Below are 22994 nucleotides of genomic sequence, written 5' to 3' on the forward strand. Positions count from 1 at the left end.
TTCCTCGTGTCGGCTTACCGGCGTGGGGCGAAGCCGTCGGCACAACACGGCCGACCCTACGGGTATTCCGCGCACGTACCCGTGTGGCCAGGGCGCACACCACCCACCAGACTGACCCCATGACCGAAACGGAAACCATCGCGTACGACGTCGTGGTGCTGGGCGCCGGACCCGTGGGGGAGAACGTGGCCGACCGCACCCGGGCGGCCGGCCTGTCCACCGCGATCGTGGAGAGCGAACTGGTCGGCGGCGAGTGTTCGTACTGGGCGTGCATGCCCAGCAAGGCCCTGCTGCGCCCGGTCATCGCCCGCGCCGACGCCCGCCGTCTGCCGGGTCTGAGCCAGGCGGTGAGCGGCCCCCTCGACGCCACCGCGGTCCTCGCCCGCCGGGACGAGTACACCGCGCACTGGCACGACGACGGCCAGGTGCGGTGGCTGGACAGCATCGGCGCCGACCTCCACCGCGGGCACGGCCGGCTGGCCGGTCCGCGTACGGTCACGGTCGACGGTCCCGACGGCACGCGCAGGACGCTGACCGCCCGGCACGCCGTCGCCGTCTGCACCGGAACCCGCGCCCGGCTGCCGGAGCTTCCCGGGCTCGACGCCGTCAAGCCGTGGACCAGCCGCGAGGCCACCAGCTCCGAACAGGTGCCCGGGCGGCTGATCATCGTGGGCGGCGGTGTCGTCGCCACCGAGATGGCCACCGTCTACCAGGCGCTCGGCGCACAGGTCACCGTCCTGGTCCGCGGCAAGGGGCTGCTGCCGCGCATGGAACCCTTCGCCGGCGAACTGGTCGCCGACGCCCTCACGGAGGCGGGCGCCGACATCCGCACCGGCACCGCGGTGGAGTCGGTCGCCCGTGAGAACGGCACCGTCGTGGCCGTCACCGGCAACGGCGACCGTGTCGAGGCCGACGAGATCCTCTTCGCCACCGGGCGCGCGCCGCGCACCGACGACGTCGGCCTGGAGACGGTGGGCCTGGAGCCCGGCTCCTGGCTGTCGGTCGACGACAGCCTGCGCGTGCTGGGCAGCACCTGGCTGTACGCGTGCGGCGACGTGAACCACCGCGCGCTCCTCACCCACCAGGGCAAGTACCAGGCCCGGATCGCGGGCGACACGATCGGCGCCCGTGCGGCCGGTGTGCCCCTGCTGGAGACGGACCCGTGGGGCGCGCACGCCGCCACCGCCGATCACCACGCCGTACCGCAGGTCGTCTTCACCGATCCGGAGGCCGCGGCCGTGGGCCTGTCCCTGGCCGAAGCCGAACAGGCCGGGCACCGCGTCCGGGCCGTCGACGTCGACCTCTCCTCGGTCGCCGGGGCCGGCCTGTACGGCGACGGGTACCGCGGCCGCGCCCGCATGGTCGTCGACCTCGACGCCGAGACCCTGCGCGGTGTCACCTTCGTCGGCCCCGGAATCGGCGAACTGCTCCACTCGGCGTCCGTCGCCGTCGCAGGCCAGGTTCCGATCAGCCGCCTGTGGCACGCGGTCCCGTCCTACCCGACGATCAGCGAGGTGTGGCTCCGCCTGCTGGAGGCCTACCGGGGCTGACCACGAGTCGCGCGGAACCGCCCCGGCTGCTCCGGCAGTTCTCGCGGGGCGGTGCTCCGGTGCCCGCCTACGGCAACTCGAAGCCGAGCGCCCGCGCGGCCTCGGCCGGGGTCGGCTGGGTCCAGCGGCGCGTCATCGCGTCGCTGGAGGAGAGGGAACGGAGTTCGGCGCGGTCGAGGTAGAGGGTGCCGCCGAGGTGGTCGGTCTCGTGCTGGACGATCCGGGCGGGCCAGCCCGAGAGCACCTCGTCCACCGCGCGCCCGTGCTCGTCCAGGGCCCGCAGGCGCACCTCGGCGTGCCGTGCCACCACGGCCTGCCAGCCAGGGACGCTCAGGCAGCCCTCGTAGAACGCGGCGCGCGCGGCGCCGACGGCCTCGTACGCCGGATTGACCAGCACGCGGAAGGGGAGCGGCGCCCGTCCGCGCGCCACTCGCACCTCGTCCGGCACCGGTGCCGGGTCCTCCACGACCGCGATCCGCAGCCCCACCCCGACCTGCGGCGCGGCCAGTCCCACGCCCGGCGCCGCGTGCATGGTCAGGCGCATCGCCCGAATGAAGCGGGCCAGCAGCTCGGGCTCCAGCTGGCCGTCGAACGGCTCGGCGGCGCGCCGCAGCACCGGGTCGCCGGCGGCGACGATGGGCAACGGGCCGTCGTCGGCGAGGAGTTCCTCGACCTGCTCGGCCAGGGGCGTACGCGCACGGGGGGAAGCCATCACGCCAGGATGCCACGGCGCTCGCTCGGCCCGGTCCGTCTGGCGCAGGCAGGCCACCAACCTGGCGCGTAACCGGCGCCGGTGCGTCCTGAGCGGGTGAGGACGCGCCGGTTCCCGCGGGGCGTGCGGGAACGGGCGTGCAGCACCCCCGGCAGCACCTCCGGTGTGAAGTAGCGTGGTGCGACACGCCGACGCCGGAGGGAGACGCACATGACGACACAACACCGGCGCGCCCGACGCGGGCAGGGTGAACTGGAGAGCCAGGTGCTCGGCGCGCTCCGCGAGGCGGACGGCCCGGTCACCGCGGCCTGGGTGCAGCAGCGACTCGGCGGCGATCTCGCCTACACCACCGTGGTCACCATCCTGACCAGGCTGCTCGCCAAGGACGTCGTCTCCCGCGAGCGCCGGGGCCGCTCCTTCGTGTGGACCCCGACCGCGGACGTCGCCCGCCTCGCGGCGCTCCGGATGCGCCGGCTGCTGGACGGCGAACGGGACCGCGAGGCGGTGCTGACCAGCTTCGTCACCACGCTGCCGCCCGGCGACGAGCAGGTGCTGCGCGCACTGCTGGACACGGCCGACGCCGCGGACCACGCCGACAACGCCGACAGCGCGGGACGTCCGAGGGGCGACGGTACGGAACACTGACGTCTCATGGGGCTCTACGTCTTACTGCCGCTGGTGCTGCCGCTGTCCGCCTGGCCCGTCGCACGCCTCGCCGCACCGCGCCTGCACCCGCGCACGGCCACCCGGCTGCTGACCCGGGTGGCCGCCGTCCTGGGCGGATCCAGCACGCTGTGCCTCGCCCTGCTCACGGTCGTCGGCAGCGCCCAGCTGACCGGCAGCCCGGTTCCGGACGAGTGGGCCGACCCCGAGTTCAGGGCGGCCGTCTCACGCGACCGGGTCGCGGGCCGTGCGGCGATCCCCGCCCTGGGACTGGTCGCGGCGGCCTGCGGGCGCACCCTGTGGCGCCACCGACGGGTGGCCCGCCGCGCCCGGCAGGCCCTCACCGGGCTGCGCGCCGCACCCGTCGTGGTCCTGCCCGACACCACGCCGTACGCCTTCGCCCTGCCCGGCAGCCACGACCGGATCGTCGTCACCACGGCACTTCTGGACGGCCTCGCCCCGGACGAACGGCGCGCCCTGTTCGCGCACGAACGCGCCCACCTGGCGGCCCGCCACCACCGTCACCTGCTCACCGTCCACCTGGCCGCCTGCGCCAACCCCTTCCTGCGGCCGCTGCGGTCCGCCGTCGCCTACACCGCCGAGCGCTGGGCCGACGAGGACGCGGCCCGCGTGGTCGGCGACCGGCGCGTGGTCGCGCGGGCGATCGGCAAGGCGGCCCTGCTGTCGTCCGCCCCGCCCGCGCCCACTCTCGCCGCGGTGGCCGCCGTGGGGCCGGTGCCGCGCCGGGTCGCCGCCCTGCTGGCGCCGGCGCCGGCGGACCGACCCTGGCCATCGGCCTTCACGGCGGTCGGCGCCGCCGTGTGGGGCGCCGCCGCCGGTGCGGTGGTGTCCGCGGTGTCCTCGGCGAACTCCGCGGTCACCCTGTTCCTGCTCCTCCACCCGGCGGCGCCGCTCTGACCGGCTATTCGCTCCGGTCCCCGAAGTCGCCCGCGAGGGCGGAGGCGACGCGCAGGTGCGTCTCGGCCTCGTCCTGGCGGCCCTGCCGCTGGAGGGTGCGGCCCAGCATCAGCCGGGCGTAGTGCTCCACCGGGTCGCGCTCGACGATGACGCGCAACTCGGTCTCGGCCCGGCGCAGTTGGGCCGAGTGGTAGTAGGCACGCGCCAGCAGCAGCCGGGGGCCGGTCTGCTCCGGCACCTCCTCGACCAGCCCGTTCAGCACGCGGGCCGCGGCGGCGTAGTCCCGGGCGTCGAAGAACATCTGCGCCCGCTCCCAGCGCTCCGCCGGGGTTCCGTGCTCGTAGTACGTCGTGTCCACCAGTGACCTCCTTCGGTGCCTCGTTCGGAGCCACCGGCCGCAACAACAGGCCCGATTGGTTGAATATTCCACTACGGTGCCGTTGCCGGCCGGGAAGGTCCGCGAGGTCCACGAGGCCCGCGAAGGCCGGTGAACGACGGCGAGCGGGGGCTTCAAGCGCCCCATGGGGCTAGGTTGGGCGCCATGAGCAATCTCGATCGCGAGTCGGTCCCCGCGGTGTGCGGCGGCCGCGGCTTCGTAGTGGCGGAGCCCGTACGGGAACTCCTCAGCCCCCGCCACGTCAAGCTCGGCGAGTCCACCGAGGTGAGGCGGCTGCTGCCGAACCTGGGCCGCCGCATGGTGGGCGCCTGGTGCTTCGTCGATCACTACGGCCCCGACGACATCGCCGACGAGCCCGGCATGCGGGTCCCGCCGCACCCGCACATGGGCCTCCAGACGGTGAGCTGGCTGCACGAGGGTGAGGTGCTGCACCGCGACTCGACGGGCAGCCTCCAGATGATCCGCCCCGGCGAGCTGGGTCTGATGACCTCCGGCCGGGCCATCAGCCACTCCGAGGAGAGCCCCAGGTCGCACGCCCGCTTCCTGCACGGCGCGCAACTGTGGGTCGCCCTCCCGGACACCCACCGCCACACCGACCCGCGCTTCGAGCACCACACCGACCTGCCGACGGTCACCGCCCCCGGCCTCGAGGCCACCCTGATCCTGGGCGACCTCGACGGCGCGACCTCGCCGGGCACGACGTACACCCCGATCACGGGCGCCGACCTGACCCTGACCCGCGGCGCCGACGTACGCCTCCCGCTGGACCCGGACTTCGAGTACGCCGTGCTCTCCATGTCCGGCGAGACCCACGTCGACGGCGTACCCGTCCTGCCCGGCTCGATGCTCTACCTGGGCTGCGGCCGCACCGAACTCCCCCTGCGCGCCGAGTCGGACGCGGGCCTGATGCTCCTGGGCGGCGAGCCGTTCGAGGAGGAACTGATCATGTTCTGGAACTGGATCGCCCGCTCCCAGGAGGAGATCACTCAGGCCCGCCGGGACTGGATGGAGGGCACCCGATTCGGCGAGGTGAAGGGCTACGACGGCGCCCCGCTGCCCGCTCCGGAGCTTCCGCCGGTCCCCTTGAAACCACGTGGAAGGGCCCGCTGACCTGCGGAAACGGCTGAGCTTCGGCGGCTGGCGGGTGGGAGGCGGTTGGGAGCTGCCTCCCCCTTCTCGATCGCTCGCAGGAGGACGGCTGGGCGGGCTGCGGAGCTGAGTGACGGTGGCGGGCGATTCCATGGTGTGGCCGTCCGTGAGCGGCTGTGGCAGTGCTTTTGCTGACCTAATGCTGACTTTGCTGACACCCCGTCAGGTGTGGTTGGGGCGCTCTTTTCGCAGCTCTGTCGCACGCGGCGGTCTTTGCAGGTTGGGTAGCGGTCGAACGAGTGCTGACTTGGCGGACGGTTGCGCCGCCCGCCGGCGCGTGAACGTGGCGCTCGCCGTGTCCTGTTGTGGAGAGTCGACAAGTTTTGAGTGCCGTAGTGGCCGGCTGGTGAGCGCCGATCTTCTTGGCTCGATGCGCGCAGTGCTGCGTCTCAGCACTGCGTCTGAGTCACCAGGAGGTTCTTCGTCTGCTGGTGGTACATGGTTGACATCGAAGTGATCAGCGAGAACGTACGGTGTGGCGCTCTTCGGACATCGGCTGGTCCGGGGATAGTCCGGATCTTGATCGACGGTTCAGCAGTTTGGGCGGCGGCTGGCGGTCGGCCACCGACGAGAGATGGCGTCCCGCTTCTCCGAACCAGTGCTGCTCGGTCTCGCAGCGCTCGCCATCCGGGGGCGGGTGAAGCGGTAGGCCGGGCGTTGTCAGTGCTCTGTGGAAACCTGGCAGATCGACGATGGGGAGGGTGCATGGACGAGCCGGTCAGTAAAGAGGGCTGGGAGACAATCCTCAAAATGAGCATCTCCAGGAAGCGTGGTGGCCAGATCGGCAGGTTCGGTGTCGGGATCAAATCCGTCCTCGCTGCCTACGACCACGGGGTGCTCGTAGGCGGCCGGGCCACCGATGTTTTCGGCTTCGAAAGGACGACGACTGCTGCAACAGTCAAGGACGGACAAACCAGGCTGTCGTCGCTCGCTCAGTGGATTCGAGTTCCGCCAACCCGACTGCTCAGAGAGGCGTCAGCAAGCAGAGACGCTGCCCGGCCCGCTTGGCTCGCACCAGAACCGTATGCCCTCCGGCGGATGCGCGTGCGGCCGTCACGCTCATACGCCTACCGGGCGATATGTCGCCGTGTGCTGGAACGGGAATGGGCCGGACTGCACGACTCGCGCCGACAACACGTGGGTGAGCGCCGTGTCCGGGACGGTGAAGCACGGCAAGCGGTTCTGCTGCGCTGCGAGGACCGCTGTGAGAGCCCCGAATGCTTCAAACCTGACCTGCCCTACCGCACGTCTGCTGGCAAGACTCTGTTGCAGGTGGATCACATCGACGATCACGCTGTGGGCGGCCGTGATCACCCGAGCGTCATGATCGCTCTCTGTCCCAACTGCCACGCCAACAAGACGTACGGTGCAGGCAGGGCGGAGCTCAAGGAGCGGCTGCGTGCAGTGGCAGCGGAGCGGCACGAGAAGTTGATCGCGGAACGCTGAGGTGTGCCGCGCTCCACCGTCCTTTCATTGAACGGGCAGGGAGGGGGTACATGAGCAGCTACCAGATCACCCGACCAAGACCGAAGCGCTCTACAACGACGCGAAGCGGGTTGTGATCACCAACACCTACCAGGGCCAGGCCCTGGCGACGCTGACACCGTCGGGCAAACCCAAGGTGCTCGCCGGCGAGTACCGGCTCATCGACTCGAGATAAGGACTCGGGTCGGCGTGCCCGTAGTCGGTGTCGGACCACAACTGCTCGCGCCCGCAGCGCCGGCGCTCGCTAGCGTCGCGTTCTCCTGGCCTGACCATATTTGGCTGCGGAGCGGTCACCGCGACGCGTAGCGTCGACGGCTATGACCTTTGCGTATCGGGCCGATGAGAAGACAGCCAAGCGGGTGCGAGTGATCGTCCCCAAGCTGATAGCTGGAGCCGACGAGGCCCTTCAGGTGCGGGTGCGAGCATCGGATGAGATGTCGAGTTCCCTGTTCGCGGTTCTGGCAGGGTGGTGGCGTTTCATCAATCGCACGGCCGAGGCCCTGCTCAGTCTGCACGACCAGGGCTTCGCGGTCGAGGCGGCACCAATGATGCGCAACTTGGTCGGTCATGCGTACGCAATCAACTGGCTGGCGGACAATGGGGAGGATGCCTACAAGGCTCTGGTCGCCGAGTCGTACGAGGCGCGTCGGAAGCTGCTCAGCGACCTTCAGAGCGTGGGCTGGCCGCTGCCGGAGACCGTGGATATCGGGGAGGCCCCAGGCTTCGGCTTCACCACTGAGGAGGAGAAGAAGCGCCACGGGCAGCTTGCCGGCGAGCTGCGCCACTTCAACAACATGGTCACGGCGTATGGCACGCCGATGATGTATCCGGTCTACCGAAATCTGTCCGCGTTCTCTCACACCACCGACCTGACTGCCGCCGCGTACGCCGAGTTCGACGACGATGGGCGGCTGACCGTGCATGAGTTCCCTCGAACCGACCGGCTCGCGGATTTCTGCTGGATCCCTGTTCCCCTGCTGCAGGCGGCGAGTGTCATGAGCCCTCTCCTCAAGAGGGACCCCATGAAGAAGCAGATCCGCGACGCGTGCCGCGATCTGGGACTCCCCGAGAAACTGGTCCCGGAACGCCCCTGAACACCGCAGGCGGTTACCTAGTGCCGCGGCAGGCAACGTTTGCCCGTCAAGGAGCGGCGTCCGGTGCGTGCTCTCGGCGTGCCGGCCGGAAGTCCTCGTACTGGATGTACTTGGGCTTTCGGGCGGTGCGGCGAGAGTGCGTGCCGGGCGTCGAGACGGGGCGAACGTTGCCTGTCGGGGCACTAGTAGCTCCTGTGGTCCTCAGGACAAGGGGTGGCGTCCCAACCATGTTGGGAAGGATCGGCGAATCACTGGTCGACCCGGCATAAATGTGATCAACTTAGCTCTCAGGCAAGGCTAGGGGGACGCCGGGTGTCGGATGCGTTGGTTCACCGGTTGGCCGAGCTGCTGCGAGATCGCGGTGCTATGGACTCGGATGCCCTGTTGCGGGCTGCCCGCGAGTTGTGGCCCGGGGTGGGCCGCCAGCGTCTGGCTCAGCTGGTCCGCAGCGCCGAGAGCCTGGGAGCTGTGAGGACGCGTCACGGGGTAGTTGAGGCATGTGCAGTGGCCGACATCGCGGACGCGGAAGAGGGGGACCGGCGCAGGCATGGGGCGTTACGAGCGGTGGTGCTGGATGTTGAGGCCGCGGTCCGTTCCAGTGCCCAACATTCCGGTGGAGAGCGGCGGATCTACCAGCTCGGTGCGGTGCGGCTGTCCGCCGATGCCGGATGGGTGGACGAGGCGCCGGAGTTCGAGGGCTGGCTGCGGCTGCCGGACCCGGAGTGGGAGGCGCTGATCCGCGGTGAGGATGCCTCGGCCCGGTACCGGCAAGAAGCCCGGGCCGCCGAGGATGTGTTGGGCGACTTCCGGGAGTGGCTCGGGGACGCGGACGCGCTGGTGGCGTTCAACGGCACGGTCGCGGACTTCAGGTGGCTCGACGCTGAGTGCTCACGGGCGGGGCTTCCCGCTGTCGACGGGGTGCTGCGGGTGGACGCGCTATACCTAGCGCAGGCGGTGTGGCCGTGGCTGGACTCTTACCGGCTGGGGGACGTGGCCGCGTCCGCGGGAGTGGCAGCGCAGGCCGGGCAGCTGCATGAAGCTCTAGTGGACGCCCGGGTGACCGCACTGGTGGTGAGGGCGGCGGTAGAGGAGGCGGTCGGCTGGTCTGATCCGTGGTGGCGGCTGGTGGCGTCCGTCGGAGCGGGGTCCGCCGCGTGGGCGCTGGTGGCGTCGCTGACGGACCGGAAGCCGGACGGGGCCGTGGACGACGAGAGTGTCGCGGAGTTGCTAGCTGATGCACTGCATGAGTGGGGCGAGCCCGTCCGCTCGCCGGACCGGGAGAATCCGGGCCTGGCCGCTCTCACGCTTCCGGCTCAACTGTTAGGACCTGACGGGCGGGTGGACCCACATAGGCTCGCTCTAGCCGTCGCGGCGGGCAGGGAGGTGGAGTGGCGGTCGGCGCAGCAGGAGATGGCGCGGTGGCTCGGCGGGCAGGTCGACGCCGGACGGGACGGGTTGTGCGAGGCGCCGACGGGCACCGGCAAGAGTCTGGCGGTGCTGGCGGTGGCTTTGGACTGGCTGGCGGCCGACCCTGGCCGACGGGTGGTCATCTCAACGTTCACCCGGCAGTTGCAGGGGCAGTTGGCGGGGGATGTGGTGGCGCTGGCTCGGGTAGTGCCGGGTCTGGAGTCGCTCGCTGATGTGGTGAAGGGCCAGCGCAACCGCGTGTCGTTGCGGGCTCTGGTGGCTGCGCTGGTGGATGCGGCCCAGGCGGCCAGCGGGGGTCGAGCTCGGCGGACCCGTTTCATCGGTGACGTGGTCTTCCGTGAGGTGTTGGTGTGGTTCGTCCGTCGTTTGGCGACGGCGCGGGGGCAGGCGCAGGTGTGGTCGGCGCGCAGCGTGGACGTACAGGATCTGCCAGCGTTCGTGGTCGAGTACGTGCAGGACTCGTCCGGCGGTGTGCTGCCGCTGTGGCTGGCGAGTGTGAGCCAGGAGACGGAGGACTACCGCCGTGGTTCGGGCTCGCCGCTCGCGCCGTGGACGGATTCGGTGAGCGAGGCCGTCGCGGGCCATCGACTGGTGATCGCGAACCATGCGTTGCTCCAGGTGCAGGCCGGTGCCTTCGACCGTTCGACCCTGTTGGTGGCCGACGAGGCACACGCGCTGGAGCAGGCGGTGACCGTGGCGTCGACGGCGCAGGTCGACATCCGAGCGGTGGAGGACTTGTTCGCGGACGCGGAGCGATGGGTCCGTGATTTTCGGCGCGCCGACGCCTCGGAGTTCTCAAGGCTGCTGCGGGAGGGCCAGCGGCTGCTGGAGACCGAGGCGATGCCGCGGGCGGCGCAAGGGGTGTTCGATGTGGTGGGAGGCGAACCGGGGCGCCGGGTGGCGACATTGGCGAGTCCGTACGGGGGGCTGGTCGCGGTGGCCGGTGCCCGTCAGCTGCTGGGGCGCCTCGAGCGGTTGGGCGGCTGGGCTCAGGCGGCGGGCCGGGAGCTGGCCCGACTGACGGGACTTCCGGAGGTGCGGCAGGCGCCTTGGTGGGAATGCGAACGTGCCGCACTGCTCACCGCGCGTATGGGGCTGCTGGCACAGGAGGCCGCGACGGTGGTGGCTGATGCCCGCGATGTGCTGGGGACGTCCCCGGATCCGGTGGACACCACGGACGAGGCGGATGCGGATGACGGCGACGAGGATCTGGGGTGGGACGAGGAGCCGCCGGAGAGTGTGCAGGATCTGGTGGATGAACCGCTGCAACAGGCTCTGCCCGGGCTGACGGCGGGAACAGGCTTGGCGAACCGGGTGGTGTTCGCGAGCGAGGGCGGGGAGGTGACCGCCGCAGTGGCGGCGCGCCGCTACCCCTTCTCGGTCTCCTCCGCGCCGATCGAGCTGAGTGCGGATCCGCAGTGGCGCCGGGTCCGTAACGGCTTCGGCCGGATCTTGTATGTGTCGGCGACGCTTCGGGTCGCGGGGTCCTGGGCGTTCGTGCGGCAGCGTCTGGGGTTGGGCAGCGAGGTGGACGTGTGCGCGCTGCCAAGTCCGTTCGACGCCTCCCGGCAGGCCCGACTGCTGTGTTTCGCGGACTTCCCCAGCTGGGCCGAGCATCCGCAAGCCGCCTACCGTACGGTCGCGCACCAGCTGACGGGTTACGCGCGTGAGGTCGTCCGTGAACGGCACGGGGCCTTCGAGCACGGCGCGCTGGTGCTGACGACGTCCACGGCGGCCGCGGAGGCGGTTTCAGAGCGGCTGTTGGAGCAGCTCGCCGCGGACGGGGCTTCGCTGCCGGTGGCGGTGGCGCCGCTGCTGGGCAACGCGCGTGCAGCGAGGGAGTTTCGTGACCTGGGCGGCTTCTGCGTGGCCACGCGCGGTATGTGGCAGGGAGTTGATTTCCCGGCGCGCCGGCTGGGCTTGGTGTGGATCAACAAGCTGCCGTTCGCGCCCTTCGCGGACCCGGTCATCGCCGCCCGGCGCGCGGCGGCCACGGAGCGGGCGAGGGCGGCCGGAGCAGCCGACCCCGAGGCGGTCGCGACGCGTGAGTACTACCTGCCGCTGGCGGCGATGGATCTGCGCCAGGCTGTGGGACGGCTGCTGCGCTCGGTGGACCACCGGGGCGTCGTGGTGATCAGTGACCGCAAACTCGCTGGCACGACCGCGCTGCGCCGGGCCTACCGCCAAGTCTTCCTGGAGTCGCTAGACCCGGGACTACTCACGGCCGACCCGCTCACGGGCGAGACGGCGGGCGGGAACGTCGTGACGATGGCGCAGGGCTGGGAGACGATCTGGCGCTTTCTGGCCGAGCAGGGCCGCCTGGACGCGTCGCGCGCCCGTGAATTGTGCACATCGCAGGCGCTAGAGGAGCACACGGTGCTGCCCGCCGCGCGCCGGATCCGCCAGGCCGGGCTTAGCGCCCAGGAGGTCGCGCGTGCCCGCGAAGACGGGACGCTCTCCTCCCTGCTGGTCGAGCGGTGCGAGGCGGTCGCTGGATACCTGCGTTTCCGGGACGGCCCGCTGGCGTTGAAACCCGAGCAGCGGGCCGTGGTCCGCGCAGTGGGCGAGAACCGGGACGTGCTCGCGCTACTGCCCACGGGGTTCGGGAAGTCGTACACCTTCCAGCTGCCGGCGTTGGTGCTTCCGGGGGTGACCGTGGTGGTCTCGCCGTTGGTGGCGCTGATGGCCGACCAGGCGCTGGAGCTGTCGTCGGCGGCCGGGGGCGCGGTGCGGGCGCTGGTCGGTCCCATGGCGGAGTCGAACAGCCGCGGAGGGAAGACCGAGGTCGCCGAGCAGCTCCGCGGGACTCGCCAGCACGGCATCAAGCTGGTGTACGTGTCCCCGGAACGGCTCGCGGACCGCCGTTTCGCAGATCTGCTGCGGCAGGCCGCGCGCACCGGTGTGCTGGAGCGGGTCGCGGTGGACGAGGCGCACACGTTCGTGCAGTGGGGCGACGACTTCCGTCCGGGTTTCCGCCGGGTGGAGGTGTTGCTCGGAGAGTTGAGAGAGCGGTTCGGAGTGCGGGTGACGGCGGTGACTGCGACGGCGAACCGGCAGGTGCGAGCCGGGCTTCGGGAGGGGGTGTTCGGTCTGGACGGTGCCGCGGCGGACGATGAGGCTCTGGTGACGGTGCAGGCGTCGCCGCTCCGTCCCGAGCTGGCGGTCTACCGGCGGGCGATGCGGGCCGGCGGCCCGCAGGCAATCGCCGGGCTCGCCGAGCGGGTCGCCGAGGCGTGCGAGGACCATGCGATCTTCTACTGCCTGACGGTGAAGGAAGTCGAGGCGCTCTATGCCCATCTGCGCGAGTTCGCCGTCCAGGGCAGTCAGCGTGTGCGGCGTTTCCACGGGCGGCTGTCGGAGGCGGAGAAGGCCGCAGTGCTCACGGAGTTCCGGGAGGCGCCGGGCCGCGGTGAGGACGGGTTCGCGCCGCTGTTGATCGTCGCGACGAGCGCGTTCGGGCTGGGAGTGAACCGGCGGGACATCCGCTGTGTGTTTGTGGTGTCGCCGCCCACGGACCTGTCAGCCCTCTACCAGCAGCTCGGCCGCGCTGGCCGGGACCAGGCCGGGCGGGCGCAGAGCGAGGTCGACGCCCCGTCGGCCGGTCTGGCGCTCGGCACGGGCCGTGGGCTGCGGACCGTGGCCTGGCTGGCGGCGCAGGGCCTTTCCTCCGACGTCCTGCGCCGGCTGGGCCACTCGGTGCTGCGAGCCGGTGCGTCCGGGATCCTCGACGCGGAGCGGATCGCAGCCGACTGCATGGCCGCCGATCTCCAGGAGGGGCTGCTCCCTGCCCAGCAGGCACAGCAGGCCGCGGTGTGGGACACGTACCGCACCTCCGTGGTGCGCGCGCTGGCCGTCCTGGCCTCGCTGGACGCGCTCACCGACCTGGGTGATTTCCCCGAGCGCGTACGGATCACGCCGATACCCGGCGCCCGGCTGCCCTCCGACCCCGAGTGGGGCCCGGCCGCGGCCGTTGTCGGCGCGCTCGCCGAGCGGCGGCCCGGAACCCACCAGGTGGCGGACGTGTACGCACTCCTTCGGGACAGCGGCACGGGACCGGCGGTGCCCGACCCCGCCGCCGCATGGACCGTGCTGGCCGCCCTGCACGACCTGGGCGTGGTCGACGTCTCGCAGGCTGGCAACCGGCGCACCCTGACCGCGGTGCGGGTGACCGACGGCACGCCCCTGCCGGATGCCTTCGACGCCCGCATGCGTGCCGCCCGAGAACGCGCCCGCCAGGACCTGGCCGACCTGCGCGACTGGTACGGCGCCACCGACTGCGCGACCGAGGCGTTCAACGTCTACTTCACCGACACCCCGCTCAGTAGTGCCGGGCATGTGTGCGCGACCCCGGCGACCCGCTGCTCGGCCTGCTGGGCCACCGACGTGTCGGCCGAGACGACACCGCGGCTGCTGCGTGCCCTTAACACCCCGCGGCCGCGGCCGGTGGTGCACCGCGACAGCGAGCCCTACCGACGCGCGGCCGACCAGTGGGTCTACGCCTTGCTCTGGGACAACTACCGAGGACTGGCCCCAGCGATGATCCGCAGGGTACTGCGCGGCGAGGAGACCTATCTGTCCCGAAGGGACGGCGTCCGCAGACCGCTGTGGCCGCGGTTGCTGTACCACCGTCTGCGCGGCGTGGATCCCGGGATCCGGTTCACGGACGTGACCGCGGCCCTGCAACGCCTCAACGCAGACGGTCACGTGCTACCCACCGAGGACGGGGCCCTGTGGCGGCTGCGACGCTACGCCGAGCGCCCCGGGCAGGAGGTGTGAGCGTGCCGCCCCTGACGGACTCGCCCGCGTGGGCGCCCTTCGACGACGAGCCGCTGTTCGTGCCGGAGCTGCTGCTCGGCGCGGATCAGGTGGATGCCGCTGTCTCGGACCGTATAGGCCGTTATCTGCGCCAGGTCACGGTCGCACGCGGCGGGGTCGTGCACCTCGCCTGTGCCTGGAACGCGCTGCACTTCGGCTTCGACCTCGCCCTTGGCGCCTACCACTCAGCGTTGCTGAACCCGGAGCACTTCCATGCGGTCCGTCCCGCCGCGGATGCGGCCCGGGCCGCGGTACCGGTCGGCGCGTTCATCCGAATCGAGCGCGGCACACGCTGGCTGTGGGCGGAGGCCGTGGGCAAGTTCGGCGCGTCCCAGGACTGTGACGACGACGGCTGGATCCCCGCCGCCCGGTCGGGCGACCGTGCTGGCTTCCTCCGTCCGGACGGCCTCTGGGGGCGCGAGGAGACCGTGGTCGTGGACACCGGCGCGTTCGGTCCGCCCTCCGCGGTCGAGGTCAAGGAGACCGCCAGACTGCGCCGGTCCGGACTTCTGGACGCGCGCGGGCACATCACGTCGACCGCTCTGTACGCGACACCGGACCTTCCGCTGCTCGACGACGCAGCCTTCTACCAGCGGTATCTACTCACTGAAGCGCGTCCCCTGCTGGTCACCGGTCCGCTCGCCGGGCTCTTGGACGACCCTCACGACACCGACCTGTTGGCCCAGGCTCTGGCTACGAGCTTCGACACCGTCGGCGACCTGCTCCGCCGCTCGCCCAGCCTGCGTACGTGGGGACCGTACGCCGTCGCCGAGACTGACACGGTCGGCCTGCCCGACTCCGCGGTCGGCGAAGTCGTGCACCGGGTCCACCGGGCTCGCACCGGCTCGCCGCGCTACACCGCGACCTGGCCTCTGCTGTGCGCCGCCTGCGACGCGACCGGAGCGCTGGACCTCACCGAGGGCCCGAACGCGCTGGCCTCCCTGGCGACCGTCAACCTCGCGATCACCGACCGCGCGACCGAGCCGACGGCACAGGTCGACCTGCGTATCGACGACCTGTGGCAGCAAGGCGGCGTTTGGCGCGCCCAGCAGTTCCCTCTTCCCTGGTATGTCGACGGCGCTGACCCGCTGGCGCCGCTGGGGATCGGCCACCGCGAGTACACCGGTTCCCTCCCCACCACACCGCCGTCCTTGGACGCGGCCCCAATCCAAGAAGAGCCTGCCGGGAGGTCCTTCGCTTCGCCGGAGGACATCGCGACTCCTCCCCTCCTGGAGGAGGCCGGTTCAGACGAACCCATGCCGGTCATTGAGCACCTCGACGACAGTCTCGCCGTCTACACTTGCTGTCTGCTGCCGCGCCACATTGACACCGGCATGCTCCCGCTGCCGGTGTCCGTCCGCGAGGGCTTGGCGGATGGCCCCGTCGTCCTCGAACTTCATCACGACAGTGACCCGGACGACCCTCAAGTCCCGCAGGAACTCGTCCTCGCGGAAACGGCGTTGACCGGCGTGACTTGGCCGTGGTCGTTCTACCCCGGCATCAGACTGACCGTCACCGTGCCGCGCGGCGGCCGTCGTCTGCACGCTGTCACGACCCCGCTGGACGAGCCGCTCCACTTCGACAACAACGGTCCGTTCCTCTGGGAGTGCGATACCGGCGTACTGCGGCGCCACCTCGGCCTCACTCCGCCCGAGCCGGAACGGCAGCCCCCGGCCCCCCGGCGAGCGGCACGCGCCGGCTACGCCCCAGCGGTCGACAGCCTGTGCTCCCTTATCGTCGCCGGGCTTCGTCGGCACGGCGCACCCGGCATGTTCGACGCCCGCTCGATGCAGGGCCACCGGCTCAGTGCCGCGCTGTTCGGCCCCGGCCCCGTGTCGCCCCGGCTGATGTGGACGGTGATTCACACCTGTGAGGACATGGCCGCCCGAGGGCTCCTGGAGCGTGAGAGTGTCGCGGGCGAGCCGGACCTGTTCATCTGGTGGCCCGGTGACAAGACGCCCACAACGCGGAAGCACCCGGTCACACTCGAACGCCAAGCACTGCGGAATCATGTAAAAGCACACTACGTCCCGCCTGATCGACGTAAGCTTCCCCCGGGCCAGCAGGCAAGCGATCATGCGCGGGCCGCTTATGCGCGGTGGCGTATTGAGATGCTCGGTCCCGAAGCCGACACGACCCTCCCTCAGGGCTACACCTTCGTCCGCGGCCACCGTCGCGGCGCCGAACAACCCCCTGCCTGGCACGACGACTTGACCGGATGCTCTTGAGGTACACCATGACGCGACACACATCGAACACACCTCAGCTGCCTGAGCCTCCGGCCGACCTGGCCGAAAAACTTCGCCGGGCCATCGAGCATCTGGGCAACCCCGTCGGGGACGTGCTTGCAGCACTCGACGCCACGGTCCTGCTCCAGTTGCTGCAACGCGTCCGCAACCGTGACCGCATCGCGATGCTGCAGAGCCTGCGTGTGCCGTCCGCCAGGCTCAGCCTGCGGGCCGCCGAGCAGTGTCTGGCCACACTGCGCAAACGCAACGCCGAGATACAGTTGCGTGCTGCGGGCACGATCTCCCAGCCCACGCTCAGAGCGCTTGCCGACGCCCTTCACGACCACCAGTGGCACGGCGACGACCAGCACCTCGACGATGCCGTCGCCGCGTTCTCCGAGTCCCGCCCGGAACTGATGCTGGCCGCCTTCTCTGCCCCCCTTTTCTCGCCCGGCCACACCGCCCTCTTGCGCCACGCCCTACAGCGGTTCCCCATGCCAGCGTGGCCGAAGGAGGACGTGCAGAACGCCATCGACGCGTGCTCCGCCTTGGAGAGCGCCTGGCTTCTTCTCATGCCGCACGTCCAGAACGTCCGCAGCACAGAGGCTGTGTCGCCGACTGCCGAGGACGCCGGGCTCACCCCCGGACTGCCGTCCGCAGGACGGGAGCCGGAGCCCGCCGATTGGAGCAGCCGGGCCGAGGACCTGGATTCGCTGCTCGTCTCGGCGCGGTCTGCTGCGGCGCGCATCACCGCACACTTGGCCTCGGAGCGGACGCCCGCCCACGACGACATCGTTTCGCTCACCGCTCTGCGGACAGCCGCGCTGGCCCTGCACGAAGACCTCGGCGCCCGGGCCTCCGTGACCGTGCCGCCGGATCCGGCCGATGTCCGGGCATTGTGCGCCACCGCAAGTACTGTCGCGGCCGAGCAGTCCGAGCAGGCGCGGAATCGTGCGGCGATGCTGCGTGTGGCCGCGCTTCAGGGCCCCTCGGGCAGCACGCCCCTGGAATCCGTCCGGAAGCAGGCACTGCGTCTGCTCGATGCCCCTTCGGCCGATACGGAGCATCTGCGGCTGCTCGTCGCGCTGGCCGACGCCAACGCCAGCGACGACGACTCCGTCGTTGACGATCTTTTCGCCCTCCTCAAGGAGGCGCCCCAGGACGTCAACAGCGTCGCCGCGCTGATCCTGCGGGGGAAGGTGACTGCACCGGCTGCACCGGCAGGCGACACCCAGGAGCCGATAGCCGACCCACTGACTCCGCAAGTCCCCCTTTCGCCCGCGGCTCCTGCCCCGGAATCCGACACCGCGAGATCTTCCGACGGGCCGCCCGATCCTGCGACGACTCCAGAGCCCGAAGCCGTTCCTCCGGCGTTGCCCGCCGCCGTCCACACCGTGCCTCCGGTGCAGGAGGCGACGGACAGCGAAGAGGCAGAGGCCCTCGCACCGCCCGTCCCCCAGCCTGCGCCACTGGCGCCTGCTTCCGCCGACACAGCTCTGATCTCCCGTCTAATCTCCGCAGGCGAACTTGCGCTGGCGGGCCACGCGGCACACGCCGTCGGCCGCCCTTCCCTCCGGCAGGCGCTGGAGATCCTTCAACTGGCGCACTGCGTCCGTTCGGAGACAGGTCCGTGCGCCGGCGCCGTACGCGAGCGCATCGACCTGGAAAGCAGTCACCCGAGCGTGACCGGTCAGGACGAGCGCATGCTGCTGCTCGCCGCCGCCCTGCGAGCCGCTCTCCTCACCGCCGACCCCAACGCTGGTGAGTTGCTCAACGCCCTCGCCGACGCCTGTTCCGGCATGACACACCTTCAGCAGATGTGTCGTGCGGTAGGAACCGCCTCCGCGCGCGGTCAACTCACTTCAGCAGGTGGCCTCAACGTCCTCGAAAGCGTCACCGAGGCCGACACCGAGGTCAGCCGCGCCTCGGAAGACGCCCGCCTGCACCTCACCGCACCGCGGCATCTTCACTTCCCCCGCGCGGAGGTGATCATCCGCACCTGGTGGGATGCCGACGGCCTGATCGGCTCACTGGTCGCTGCGGCGGCTGACGACCGGCGTGACCGCGCCGACCAGGTCGCCGCCCGTGTGCGCGAGCTCAACCCCGCCGCACTGGGCAAGGCCCTCAAGGACATTGACAACCGGCTCCGCGGCAAAGGAGCCGTTCTGCAGGGCGCCGCCCGTCGCCGCATCCTTCAGTATGCGGCGGAGTCACTCGACATCGTCAACACCTGGCTGCTGGCCACCCGCACCGCGGCCCGCAGCCCCGCGCTGAACAGCGTTCTCGCCAATCTGCGCCACGACGTCCGCGCTCAGGCCGAAGACGCGTACACCGAGCTGCGCGCGCACGCCGACACCGTCTCCGAGCCCCTCAGCGCCGCCGTCACCGAGACGGTTCTGGACAGTGTCCGGACCACGATCCGGCTGTTGGACGGCGCCACACTGCCCGGGACGGAACCGGCGCCGGACCACGCGCTCAACGCGGACCTGCTGCGTTGCTCCCTGCTTCCGCTGACCAGGACACTGGGGCCGGCGCGTGCGGTGACCCTGGACGACATCGTGCACGCCCAGACTCGCACCTGGGCAAAGGCAGCACGCGAACAGGCGGCCGCCGGCAACTTCGCGGCGGCACGCGTCGCGGTGGAGGCAGCCGAGTGCGAGTCTAAAGAGGACGACAACTCCCTTCGGGATGCCGTCGAGCAAGCCCGCGGCCATGCGCTGACCACGGCGCGCGCGGCCATCGACGAGGTCCGGGGCACAGTGGCGACCGCCACCAGGCAAGGCCGCCTTCCCGAACCAGGTCGCTCAGACATCACGACACGGATCGAGGCCGCCGAAGCCGACCTGGCCGGTGACGACTTCAGTGCCGTGGACCGGCAGCTCGGTGCGGTGGCCGAACTCATGCCCCGGCTGGCCGACCTGGCCAGGGCCGACCTTATGCAACGCGCTAAGGACGAGATTAACAACGCGCCGGGCGGCGTCCCCGACGACGTCATGACGAAGATCACGCAGCTCGTCGACGCAGGAGACCTGGCAACGGCGGAGGACTACCTGCTCACCGCGCTTGCCGGGGAACACCCGCCGACCTCGGCGCCCGAGAACGACCTCGAACAGTTCTTCCCCTCGGTGCCCGACAGCCTCCCCGAGGGCATCACTCCAGACCTCGTCGACGCCGTCGACAGCGGCGGCACGCACGCCGGTCTGGACTTCTCCCAACTGCGCACCCGGGAGCGCAACACCACTACCGAGACCCTGCGTTCCTGGGCCCAGCTCCTCAGGAATTGGCGCACCCTCAAGAACGGTAACCACCTGCTCCGCGGCGCACTGCGCATCGCGGGCATCGAGTACGGCAGCGAACGCCCGGCCGGCCCGTACGCCCCCAACCGGAAGTGGATCGAAATCGCCGACGTCCAGTTGCTGGGCGGATGCCGGCTCCCGGCCTTCGGCTCCGAGGCGGGCGGCCGACTGCGCGTGCTCCTCACCCCCGACGTGTCGGATGTGACCACCCTGACCGCATGGGCGGACCAGGACACCAGCACTCTGCCCATCCTCGTCGTCGTCCTGGGCACGCTGCCCGCTGCATCCCGGCGTGAGCTCGCCCTGCAGACGGCCAAACAGCCCATGAAGCCCTTGCTGTGCCTGGACGCGGCAGCTTTGGCCTACTTGGCATCCAAGGCCAGCAACCGGTTCACCACCACGGAGCGCATCCTCGCGCCGTTCGCCGCCACCAACCCCTACCGCCCCGACGCGAACGAGTCCGTCCCCAGCGAAATGTTCTACGGGCGCCAGCAGGAGCTCAACGACATCACCTCCATGACAGGCGCCCAGCTGCTGTACGGAGGACGTCAGCTCGGCAAGTCGGCGCTCCTGCGCGCCGCTGCACGCCGTTTCGAGACGACGCCGGGTCACGTCGCTCTCTACATCCCGCTGCCCACCACCCTCGGGCTCGGCCAGAAGACCGACGAGCTGTGGGACATGATCGGCCGCGAACTCGACCGCAAGGGCATCGTCCCGGCCCGGCAGGCTCGGCGCGGCACCGCGCAACAGCGTGTCACCGCCGCCATCACCACCTGGCTCGACGACGGCTCTGCCCGCCGTCTCCTCGTGCTGTTCGACGAGTGCGACATTTTCTTCGACGCCGAAGCCCAGGAGAACTTTCCCCAGACGACGCGCCTACGTGAACTCATGAGCACCACCAACCGCAGGTTCAAGCCCGTCTTCGCCGGCCTCCACCAGGTGCAGCGCTTCTCCGGCCTGCCCAATCAGCCGCTCTACGACGCCCACTTCGGCAAGCCCGTCGTCATCGGGCCGCTGGCACCGGCACCGGCCTTCCGGCTCGTCCGGCAGCCCCTGGAAGCCCTGGGGATCCGGATCCCCGACGAGCTCGTCCACCGCATCCTCGCCTACTGCAACTACCATCCGAAGCTGCTCCAGCTCGCGGGGCAGGCGCTCGTGCAGGCGTCCCTCAACACCCGCGTCGGCACGCCGCCTGTTCCCGGCACACCACCGTGGCACGTCGACAACGCCGTCCTCGAACGCGTCATCGGGTCGAGGGACCTCACCGACCGTACGCGCAACACCATCAACCTGACCCTCGAACTGGATCCCCGCTACAAGCTCATCGCGCTCATCGTGGCCCTCGAAGCCCACGCAGGCGGCGTCGACCGCCGGATGACCACCCGGGCGCTGAGCAGGGCGTGCGACGACTGGTGGCCTCAGGGGTTCACAGGCCAGGGCCCCGACGAATTCCGCGCGCTGCTGGAGGAGATGACCGGCCTAGGCGTCCTGGCCGGCGACCCGCGAGGCTGGAGGCTGCGCTCGTCCAACGTCCTTCGCCTCCTCGGCAACCAGCATGCCATCGAGGAGGCGCTGGAGAACCACGACACCTCCAAGCCGCTGACCAAGCTGACCGCCGCCCAGGCGCGGCGGCCCATCGCCGCCGACAACCGCATCAGCCCGCTCACCGAACAGCAGCTCGCCCGCCTCACCACCCCGGGAAACGAGCTACGGATCGTCATCGGCAGTGCCGCCACCGGCCTGGACACCGTCGTCGCCGTCCTGGAGGATCAGCAGAACAGAGCCCCTTCCAAGCTAGACCCCATTGTCTCTTCCACATCACCGTCCCACTACAAGGACCTGCTCAGCACGGGCAAGCCCGGTCCCCTGCACCGCATCGTGGTGGTGAAGCTCAGCCGTTTCAACGACGTCGACAAGGCCAGGGCCAGCCTCCAGCAGGCAGAGATGATCCAGCCGCCCTCGGGTGTCACCCGGACCGTCGTCGCCCTCGCCGACGCCTGCAAGAACGAGCATCTCGTCCTCGCTGCGGAATTCGATCCTGACAACGCCCTGATCCCATTGCGCCGGGTCACTCTCGAAGGAATCAGCAGTTGGGCCACCGACGTGGAGGCGCTCGCACCCTTCGCCGAGACTGAAGCCCGCAACCGGCTCATGGACGCCACCGGGGGCTGGCCGATCCTCCTGGACGCAGCACTCGCACAGGCTCGTCAGGGCCGCCGCGTTCCCACGATCTGCAAGAACATCCATGAGGAAGTTACCTCCGGGGCACTCGGCACCGCCCTCCTAGACGGCCTCGGGCTCACGGCATCCCCTGACATGCGCACACTCCTGGCCGATCTAACCGCCCTCGACGAACCCCTGCCATGGGACGACCTAGTGGAACTCCTCCAAGACTCCCACCCCGCACCGCAACAGGCCCTGGAAAAGCTGCGCATGCTCGACGTCCTCGCCCAGGACGAACAACAGCTCTACCTGCTGGACTCGACCGTCCGCCGAGCCTGGCCGCCGCAACCGCACGGCAAGGACTCCTCACCCGCCTGAGTATGCTTCCGGTGTCAACAGTGACACCGGGCCACTCCGCAGGGCGACCTGATTGCGGCTATCCCGGGGCGCATCCAGGCCGTCCAGTGTGGGCATACGGATGTCTACCAGGCGCACGTCCGGTTGCACCGTGCTGATGGTCCACCGCCCGGCTACAGCGGGGTCATGCGGACGGCTCTTGCTTGGCGAGGCGCTCGCATGGATCGATGTACCACCAGCGGCCTCGACGTGCTGGTGAACTCCGCGGCGAAGTTGCGATCCTCGGCTGCCCCGGAGGGCGACCGCCAGTCCGGGTGATGTGGTGGGCGCCGTCGTAGTGGACGTAGTTGCGATCCTCGGTCGCCCCAGAGGGCGACCGCCACGATGCCACTGTCCCGGAACACTGTATCGATCGGTGGGTCCTTCGGCCGCTGCCGATGTCACTACGCGGCGGGTTCGATTCCTCGTTGGGGGTGGTAGGGGCCTGTCCACTCGTATAGGTCACCGGCGATTTCGACGGCGTGTCCGGTGTTGAGCGCTGTCTCCAGTTCTTGTTGTGGGATGGATGAACCGTTCCGGGTTCGGTAGGGACTCGATCGTTTGAGAGGATCGAGTTATGGCACGTCCTTCCCAGTACCCGCTTGAGCTGCGCCGTCGTGCGGTGCGGATGGTCGCCGAGGTGCGGCCGGAGTACGACACCGAGTGGGCCGCGATGAAAGCGGTCGCCCAGAAGCTGGGC

The 22994-nt window shown here is 70.4% G+C and carries 11 protein-coding genes; 9 read left to right on the forward strand and 2 right to left on the reverse strand.

What is annotated here, in order from left to right; genetic code table 11:
* Positions 1-119 precede the first annotated feature (119 nt).
* The gene (locus tag ACWC91_RS08800) at positions 120-1550 is read left to right on the forward strand and encodes a dihydrolipoyl dehydrogenase family protein (protein ID WP_225076774.1); all 1431 of its coding nucleotides are present in this window, start codon (positions 120-122) and stop codon (positions 1548-1550) included.
* A gap of 67 nt (positions 1551-1617) precedes the next feature.
* Here the strand turns inward: ACWC91_RS08800 and ACWC91_RS08805 are convergent, their stop codons facing one another.
* The gene (locus ACWC91_RS08805; protein WP_450640368.1) at positions 1618-2262 is read right to left on the reverse strand and encodes a peptide deformylase; all 645 of its coding nucleotides are present in this window, start codon (positions 2260-2262) and stop codon (positions 1618-1620) included.
* 210 nt (positions 2263-2472) lie between these two features.
* Between ACWC91_RS08805 and ACWC91_RS08810 the strand changes: the two genes are divergently transcribed.
* Together ACWC91_RS08810 and ACWC91_RS08815 are read left to right on the forward strand one after the other, a co-directional pair.
* Positions 2473-2907, forward strand: coding sequence for a BlaI/MecI/CopY family transcriptional regulator (locus ACWC91_RS08810; protein WP_225076772.1), 435 nt, complete (start codon positions 2473-2475; stop codon positions 2905-2907).
* Between the two features lie 6 nt (positions 2908-2913).
* The gene (locus ACWC91_RS08815; protein WP_225076771.1) at positions 2914-3843 is read left to right on the forward strand and encodes a M56 family metallopeptidase; all 930 of its coding nucleotides are present in this window, start codon (positions 2914-2916) and stop codon (positions 3841-3843) included.
* Between the two features lie 4 nt (positions 3844-3847).
* On the opposite strand, the gene ACWC91_RS08820 is transcribed toward ACWC91_RS08815, so the two are convergent.
* On the reverse strand, positions 3848-4201 hold the full coding sequence (locus ACWC91_RS08820; RefSeq protein ID WP_141355808.1) for a tetratricopeptide repeat protein: 354 nt from the start codon (positions 4199-4201) through the stop codon (positions 3848-3850).
* A 183-nt stretch (positions 4202-4384) separates the two neighbouring features.
* On the opposite strand from ACWC91_RS08820, the gene ACWC91_RS08825 reads away from it, so the two are divergent.
* The 6 genes from ACWC91_RS08825 (at position 4385) to ACWC91_RS08850 (ending at position 22276) form a co-directional block, all read left to right on the forward strand.
* Positions 4385-5350: a pirin family protein gene (locus ACWC91_RS08825; RefSeq protein WP_450643740.1), complete on the forward strand. Its 966-nt coding sequence runs from the start codon at positions 4385-4387 to the stop codon at positions 5348-5350.
* Between the two features lie 744 nt (positions 5351-6094).
* On the forward strand, positions 6095-6835 hold the full coding sequence (locus ACWC91_RS08830) for an HNH endonuclease signature motif containing protein (protein ID WP_450643739.1): 741 nt from the start codon (positions 6095-6097) through the stop codon (positions 6833-6835).
* Positions 6836-7191: 356 nt separating this feature from the next.
* Positions 7192-7968 (forward strand): DUF5677 domain-containing protein, encoded by a 777-nt coding sequence (locus tag ACWC91_RS08835; protein ID WP_450643738.1) that lies wholly within the window; start codon positions 7192-7194, stop codon positions 7966-7968.
* A 504-nt stretch (positions 7969-8472) separates the two neighbouring features.
* Positions 8473-14172 (forward strand): DEAD/DEAH box helicase, encoded by a 5700-nt coding sequence (locus ACWC91_RS08840; protein ID WP_450643737.1) that lies wholly within the window; start codon positions 8473-8475, stop codon positions 14170-14172.
* Complete coding sequence (locus tag ACWC91_RS08845) at positions 14169-16439, forward strand: hypothetical protein (protein ID WP_450643736.1); 2271 nt, start codon at positions 14169-14171, stop codon at positions 16437-16439. Before ACWC91_RS08840 ends, ACWC91_RS08845 begins: the two co-directional genes overlap by 4 nt.
* 8 nt (positions 16440-16447) lie before the next feature.
* Complete coding sequence (locus ACWC91_RS08850) at positions 16448-22276, forward strand: hypothetical protein (protein WP_450643735.1); 5829 nt, start codon at positions 16448-16450, stop codon at positions 22274-22276.
* Positions 22277-22994: the final 718 nt, after the last annotated feature.

It is taken from the genome of Streptomyces sp. NPDC001204, assembly GCF_053598035.1.

Excerpts from the sequence above, each read along its gene's own strand:
- ACWC91_RS08800 (WP_225076774.1), top strand. The coding sequence starts at position 120 with ATGACCGAAACGGAAACCATCGCGTACGACGTCGTGGTGCTGGGCGCC.
- ACWC91_RS08805 (WP_450640368.1), bottom strand. The coding sequence starts at position 2,262 with ATGGCTTCCCCCCGTGCGCGTACGCCCCTGGCCGAGCAGGTCGAGGAA.
- ACWC91_RS08810 (WP_225076772.1), top strand. The coding sequence starts at position 2,473 with ATGACGACACAACACCGGCGCGCCCGACGCGGGCAGGGTGAACTGGAG.
- ACWC91_RS08815 (WP_225076771.1), top strand. The coding sequence starts at position 2,914 with ATGGGGCTCTACGTCTTACTGCCGCTGGTGCTGCCGCTGTCCGCCTGG.
- ACWC91_RS08825 (WP_450643740.1), top strand. The coding sequence starts at position 4,385 with ATGAGCAATCTCGATCGCGAGTCGGTCCCCGCGGTGTGCGGCGGCCGC.
- ACWC91_RS08830 (WP_450643739.1), top strand. The coding sequence starts at position 6,095 with ATGGACGAGCCGGTCAGTAAAGAGGGCTGGGAGACAATCCTCAAAATG.
- ACWC91_RS08835 (WP_450643738.1), top strand. The coding sequence starts at position 7,192 with ATGACCTTTGCGTATCGGGCCGATGAGAAGACAGCCAAGCGGGTGCGA.
- ACWC91_RS08850 (WP_450643735.1), top strand. The coding sequence starts at position 16,448 with ATGACGCGACACACATCGAACACACCTCAGCTGCCTGAGCCTCCGGCC.